Annotated in this window: 8 protein-coding genes and 2 tRNA genes; 9 read left to right on the plus strand and 1 reads right to left on the minus strand. The window is 41.9% G+C overall.

What is annotated here, in order from left to right; all coding sequences use genetic code 11:
- Nucleotides 1–35 precede the first annotated feature (35 nt).
- The 9 genes from prmC to RDN93_RS01205 all read left to right on the plus strand — a co-directional run bounded on the left by prmC (nucleotide 36) and on the right by RDN93_RS01205 (nucleotide 5,890).
- Nucleotides 36–872: a peptide chain release factor N(5)-glutamine methyltransferase gene (prmC, locus tag RDN93_RS01165; protein ID WP_057279278.1), complete on the plus strand. Its 837-nt coding sequence runs from the start codon at nucleotides 36–38 to the stop codon at nucleotides 870–872.
- A 1-nt stretch (nucleotide 873) separates the two neighbouring features.
- Nucleotides 874–1,359, plus strand: coding sequence for a regulatory protein RecX (locus tag RDN93_RS01170; protein WP_057279279.1), 486 nt, complete (start codon nucleotides 874–876; stop codon nucleotides 1,357–1,359).
- Entirely contained in the window at nucleotides 1,340–2,035 is a 696-nt protein-coding gene (locus RDN93_RS01175) for a ComF family protein (RefSeq protein WP_057279280.1), read from the plus strand. Before RDN93_RS01170 ends, RDN93_RS01175 begins: the two co-directional genes overlap by 20 nt.
- A gap of 99 nt (nucleotides 2,036–2,134) precedes the next feature.
- Nucleotides 2,135–2,773, plus strand: coding sequence for an orotate phosphoribosyltransferase (gene pyrE, locus RDN93_RS01180; RefSeq protein ID WP_005844513.1), 639 nt, complete (start codon nucleotides 2,135–2,137; stop codon nucleotides 2,771–2,773).
- Nucleotides 2,774–2,870: 97 nt separating this feature from the next.
- A complete protein-coding gene (locus RDN93_RS01185) occupies nucleotides 2,871–3,275 on the plus strand; it encodes a hypothetical protein (RefSeq protein WP_005844515.1) in 405 nt (134 codons plus the stop codon).
- A gap of 14 nt (nucleotides 3,276–3,289) precedes the next feature.
- Nucleotides 3,290–4,630, plus strand: coding sequence for an argininosuccinate lyase (gene argH / locus RDN93_RS01190; RefSeq protein WP_005844516.1), 1,341 nt, complete (start codon nucleotides 3,290–3,292; stop codon nucleotides 4,628–4,630).
- 23 nt (nucleotides 4,631–4,653) lie between these two features.
- A complete protein-coding gene (locus tag RDN93_RS01195; RefSeq protein ID WP_117814727.1) occupies nucleotides 4,654–5,646 on the plus strand; it encodes an aldo/keto reductase in 993 nt (330 codons plus the stop codon).
- A gap of 70 nt (nucleotides 5,647–5,716) precedes the next feature.
- Nucleotides 5,717–5,789, plus strand: a tRNA-Gly gene (locus tag RDN93_RS01200).
- Between the two features lie 16 nt (nucleotides 5,790–5,805).
- A tRNA-Leu gene (locus RDN93_RS01205) sits at nucleotides 5,806–5,890 on the plus strand.
- A gap of 117 nt (nucleotides 5,891–6,007) precedes the next feature.
- On the opposite strand, the gene RDN93_RS01210 is transcribed toward RDN93_RS01205, so the two are convergent.
- A partial coding sequence (locus tag RDN93_RS01210) for a transposase (protein WP_308743853.1) occupies nucleotides 6,008–6,399 on the minus strand: 392 nt, incomplete at its 5' end.

Genomic DNA, 6,399 nt, shown 5'->3' on the forward strand with positions numbered 1-6,399 from the left:
GTTTAAATTCTTACTTTTGCATATAAAATGACATTATGAATCCTGTTGTATCTTACATAAAACAAACCTTGCAGGGATATTACCCTGATTCAGAACTTGTGCCTATGGCTAAATTGCTGCTTACACAAGTCTTCGGCATGTCTGTTGTTGAATTGTATGCAGGCAAAGATACTACTTTTTCGGTGAATGAGCGGAAACAGCTGGATGATATTCTGGTTCGTCTGCAAAAACTGGAACCTATTCAATACATAATAGGTACGGAAGAATTTTATGGCCTTACTTTTGAAGTGAATAAACATGTATTGATTCCACGTCCGGAAACAGGGGAGTTGGTAGACTGGATTATACGGGAGCATAAGTATGGTCGGGTTAGAATATTGGATATTGGTACGGGGAGCGGCTGCATCGCTGTCTCTTTGGCCAAGAATTTGGAAGGGGCGGAGGTCGTTTCATGGGATGTTTCAGAAAAGGCGTTGCAAGTTGCGGAACGTAATTGCAGGCGGAACGGCGTTCGTGTAACTCTTGAGCAAAGGGATGTGCTGCTTGCTTCTCCTGCAGGTGAGCGGTTTGATGTCATTGTCAGCAATCCACCTTATATTACAGAAAAGGAGAGGGCGGATATGAGTGCTAATGTCTTGGAATGGGAGCCGGAATTGGCTTTGTTTGTGCCGGATGATAGTCCATTGCTGTTTTATCGGAAAATAGCAGAATTGGGTAGGGATATGCTAGGGTCTGGTGGAAGGCTTTATTTTGAAATTAATCAGGAATACGGTCGGGAAACGGTGGATATGTTGGCAGGTTTGGAATACAAAAATATAGAATTGAGAAAAGATCTCTTTCAAAATGATAGAATGATAAAAGCGGAGAAATAAGATGAAGGGAGAATTAAGTGAGAATGATTTGAGGTATAAGGCAGAAGCTTATTGCTCTTCAATGGAGCGTTGTGTAGCAGATGTAGAGGCTAAATTGTCACAATGGGGAGCCACTCCGGAAATGATGGAGAAAATCGTTCGGCATTTGCAGGATGAGAGATACATTGACCAGAAGCGTTTTTGCTCGGCCTTTGTTCGCGATAAATATCGCTTTAACCAATGGGGCAGAGTGAAAATCTGCCAGGCTTTGCGCATGAAGAAAATCCCTGCGGATGTTATAGCCAAAGGATTGGAGGAGGTAGATGAGCGGGAATATATGGAGGTACTATCTGGTTTGATCGAGCAGAAAAGAAGAAGTGTGAAAGCATGTACGGAATACGAACGGAATGGGAAATTGATTCGTTTTGCAGTTGGTAGAGGATTTGAAATGGAGGCTGTTTGCCGTTGTGTGAAACAAACCGGAGAAGATGATGCCTATCTGGACTGATCTTTGGAATTTATTTTTCCCTCATAGTTGTCTGCTTTGTGGGCGGCAGCTTATATCAGGGGAGAGAGTGCTTTGCTTGAAATGTTTGTCGGGGCTTCCGCGTACTCAATTTCATTTACGGAAAGATAATATTGTAGAATGTAATTTCTGGGGAAAAATACCGGTGGGGCATGCCACCTCTTTTCTTTATTATGCAAAGGGAGGAAATGTCCGACAGTTGTTGTACGAACTGAAATATCATGGTAATCAAGAAGTGGGTGAAGTGATGGGGCGGATGATGGCATCTGAACTTATGTGTTCTCATTTTTTTGATGGGATAGATTTGATTGTTCCTGTTCCGTTGCATCAACGTAAAAAACGTTTAAGGGGGTATAACCAAAGCGAATGCCTGGCAAGAGGAGTTTCGGTGGTGACAGGTATTCCTATGGATACTAAAGTTGTGATAAGAAGCAGGTATACTGACACACAGACGCATAAAGGACAATATGCAAGATGGGAAAACGTGCGAAATTTGTTTGCCTGTATTTTCCCTGACAGCTTGGAAGGAAAGCATCTTTTGTTGGTGGATGATGTGCTGACAACAGGGGCTACGGTTGTTTCTTGCGCTGATGCCTTTCGTGGCATACCCGGATTACGTATCAGTGTGCTTACTTTGGCATTGGCAGGGGAATCCTGATAACAACAACTATTTTTTAGAAAAATACCTTGTCCGATTTTTCATTATCTCGATGTATTTCTATATTTTTGCACAATATTTATCAGATATAGTTGAGTTATGAAGACTTTAGAAAAATTATTCGCAGAGAAATTACTGAAGATTAAGGCTATCAAGTTGCAGCCGGCTAATCCTTTTACTTGGGCGTCCGGTTGGAAGTCGCCTTTTTATTGTGATAACCGCAAAACTCTTTCGTATCCTTCTCTTCGTAATTTTGTGAAACTTGAGATTAGCCGTATTGTCCTGGAGAAGTTCGGTCAGGTAGATGCTATTGCCGGTGTGGCGACAGGGGCTATCCCTCAAGGAGCTTTGGTGGCTGAAGAGTTGAATCTGCCGTTTGTGTATGTTCGTTCTACTCCGAAAGACCATGGCTTGGAAAACCTGATTGAAGGTGAACTTCGTCCTGGTATGAAAGTCGTAGTTATTGAGGACTTGATTTCAACTGGCGGCAGCAGTTTGAAAGCTGTTGAAGCTATCCGTCGTGACGGATGTGAAGTGATTGGTATGGTCGCTGCATTTACTTATGGTTTCCCAGTGGCAATTGAAGCGTTCAAGGAAGCAAAAGTGAACTTGGTTACTCTGACTAATTATGAAGCTGTATTGGATTCAGCCTTGAAGACCGGATATATTAATGAAGAGGATGTTCCGGTTTTGGATAATTGGAGAAAGGATCCGGCTCATTGGGAGGCAGGCAAATAAGTTATAGTTTTAAAACAAATATAATATGAAGAGAACCGTTCGGGAATTTTTATGGATTTCCGGATTGTTCTTTTCGTGTTTTTAGAGAGCAGGTATTATGGCACAATTTGAGAGTGGTGTGAAATATGTTCCTTATAGTCAGGAGCAGGTGTTTAATAAGTTGTCGGATTTAAGTAACTTGGAATCTGTGCGTGATAAATTGGCCGACAAGGTACAAGGTATGGAGTTCGACAGTGACTCTTTAAGTTTTACGGTACAAGGCATAAGCATTACTTTGCGTATTATAGAACGTGAACCTTATAAATGTGTTAAATTCGAAAGTGAAAAATCTCCGGTTCCTATGAATTTGTGGATTCAGATTTTGCCTGTAGAGGCTGGGCAGGCAAAACTGAAAGTAACTATTCGTGCAGAAGTGAATATGTTTATGAAGGCGATGGTTGCTAAACCTTTACAGGATGGTGTGGATAAACTGGCTGAGATGTTATCGATGATTCCTTATTAAAAATAAAGACAAATATGGCACAGAAACTTTGGGAAAAAAATGTCCGGGTAAATGAGGAGATAGATCGTTTTACTGTAGGACGTGACCGTGAAATGGACCTTTATCTGGCTAAACACGATGTATTGGGCTCAATGGCACATATCACCATGTTGGAAAGTATCGGTTTGCTTACAGCCGGAGAATTGGAAATGTTATTAGCGGAATTAAAGAATATCTATGCTTCTGCCGAAAAGGGAGAGTTTGTAATAGAGGATGGTATAGAGGATGTACACTCGCAAGTAGAATTGATGTTGACGCGTAAGTTGGGAGATGTCGGAAAGAAAATTCATAGTGGACGTTCACGCAATGACCAGGTGTTGGTGGATTTGAAGCTGTTTACTCGTGCGGAATTAAAAGAAGTGGCCGAAGAGGTGGAGCAACTTTTTCATGTGCTGATTTCTCAAAGCAATACATATAAGGATGTGTTAATGCCGGGTTACACTCATTTGCAGATAGCGATGCCTTCTTCATTTGGCTTGTGGTTTGGCGCGTATGCTGAGAGTCTGGTGGACGATATGATGTTTCTGCAGGCTGCATTCAAAATGTGCAACCGCAATCCGTTGGGCTCTGCTGCCGGGTATGGTTCTTCTTTTCCGCTCGATCGTGAGATGACCACCCGCTTGTTGGGATTTGATTCGATGGATTATAATGTGGTGTATGCGCAGATGGGGCGTGGTAAGATGGAACGTAATGTGGCTTTTGCTTTGGCTTCTATTGCCGGGACAGTTTCTAAAATGGCTTTTGACGCTTGTATGTTCAGTAGCCAAAACTTTGGCTTTGTAAAACTTCCGGATGAATGTACTACCGGCTCCAGTATAATGCCTCATAAAAAGAACCCTGATGTCTTTGAATTGACACGGGCAAAATGCAACAAGCTGCAGGCTCTTCCTCAGCAGATTATGATGATAATGAATAATTTGCCTTCGGGGTATTTTCGTGATTTGCAGATTATAAAAGAAGTTTTCTTGCCTGCGTTCCGGGAGTTGAAGGAATGTCTGCAAATGGCTGCCTATATTATGGACAAAATTAAAATCAACGAACATATTCTGGATGATGACCGTTACCTTTATATCTTTAGTGTGGAAGAGGTCAACCGTTTGGCGTCTGAAGGTATGCCGTTCCGTGATGCTTATAAAAAGGTTGGCCTGGACATAGAAGCCGGCAAGTTCACCCATGACAAGAAGGTGCATCATACTCATGAGGGTAGTATCGGTAATTTGTGTAATGACAGGATCGAAAGCTTGATGCGGCAAGTAGTGGACGGATTTAATTTCTCAGTCATGGAACAGGCTGAACGAAGCCTTTTAGGTAGATAGAAATAATTGTAAAACGTAATAGCATGAAATATCAACCTTCGGCAGACCGTTATAGCAAAATGCAGTACAAATACTGCGGAAATAGCGGCTTGCTTTTACCTCGTATCTCTTTAGGTTTGTGGCATAACTTTGGTAGTGTGGACGATTTTGGTGTAGCAACCGATATGATTAAATATGCTTTTGATAGCGGGGGTACACATTTTGACTTAGCTAATAATTATGGCCCTGTTCCGGGAAGTGCTGAGATTAATTTCGGTAAAATTCTGAAGGAGAATTTCCAAGGTTACCGTGATGAATTGATTATTTCCTCAAAAGCAGGACACGAAATGTGGAATGGACCTTATGGGGGAAACAGTTCGCGTAAGAATTTAATGGCCAGTATCGACCAAAGCCTGTGCCGTACCGGTTTGGATTACTTTGATATATTCTATAGTCACCGTTATGATGGCGTGACCCCGGTTGAGGAAACGATGCAAGCGTTGATTGATATAGTGAAGCAAGGAAAAGCATTGTATGTGGGTATTTCAAAGTATCCGCCTATGCAGGCAAAGGTGGCTTATGAAATATTGAGAAGTGCCGGTGTGCCGTGTTTGATCAGCCAATATCGTTATAGTATGTTTGATCGTGCTGTGGAGGAGGAGGTATTGCCGTTGGCCGCTGAACAAGGCTCCGGCTTTATTGCATTTTCGCCTTTGGCACAAGGATTGCTGACCAATAAATATTTGCATGGTATTCCGGAGCACTCTCGTGCGGCTCGTGCTACTGGGTTTTTGAAAGTAGACCAAGTGACAGAAGATAAAGTGGAAAAAGCACGTCGGCTGAATGAGGTGGCTGTACGCCGTGGGCAGACTTTGGCTGAGATGGCATTGGCATGGGTGTTGAAAGACGAACGGATGACCTCTGTTATTGTGGGGGCAAGTTCTGTAAAACAGCTGGCAGATAATCTTCATGCGTTGGATAATTTGGCCTTTACTGATGCAGAATTGACCGAAATAGAGGGAATTTTACGATTGTGAATAAAAAAATGGGTGTAAAGTTTGGTTGGTATTATAAAATGGCTTATCTTTGCACCCGTTAAAACAAAACGCGGAAATAGCTCAGTTGGTAGAGCATAACCTTGCCAAGGTTAGGGTCGCGAGTTCGAGTCTCGTTTTCCGCTCTCTCTCGTCGAGGATGCTCGAATGGTGGAATCGGTAGACACGAGGGACTTAAAATCCCTTGGCCATTGCGGCTGTGCGGGTTCAAGTCCCGCTTCGAGTACAAGATGTAATTGCAATCATTGGAAAACTGATGATTGCGATTTTTGTTTTGTATAATTCACCATAAGATAACGGAAGCAGAAGCAGGGTCAACGTAACAATCTGAGGGATTTTATATTTAAGCATATAATTTAGCAAGTCTATATAAGAAAAAAGCTCTATCTCTTACTCCTCTGAACTGTGCTCTAAATGCTTTGATTTTAGCATTGAATGACTCTGCTGCGGCATTGGTTGCCCTCCTTTCAAAAAAATTGATTATATTCAGATAATGTGTTTGTATAGAACGTACGACCCTTCCAAAGGTGAGGAACCCTGATTTATCTACTTCATCATACCACCTTGCCAGCCTTGTCAAAGCAATATCCTTAAACTTACACTGATGATAGATTAAGCCTAACCGCATAGACAGATAATATCCTTTCTTTATATCGGGATATTCCTTGAAAAGAATTTCATGGGTCAACGTAACAATCTGAGGGATTTTATATTTAAGCATATAATTTAGCAAGT

The organism is uncultured Bacteroides sp., from assembly GCF_902491285.1.
Taxonomy (GTDB): Bacteria; Bacteroidota; Bacteroidia; order Bacteroidales; family Bacteroidaceae; genus Bacteroides.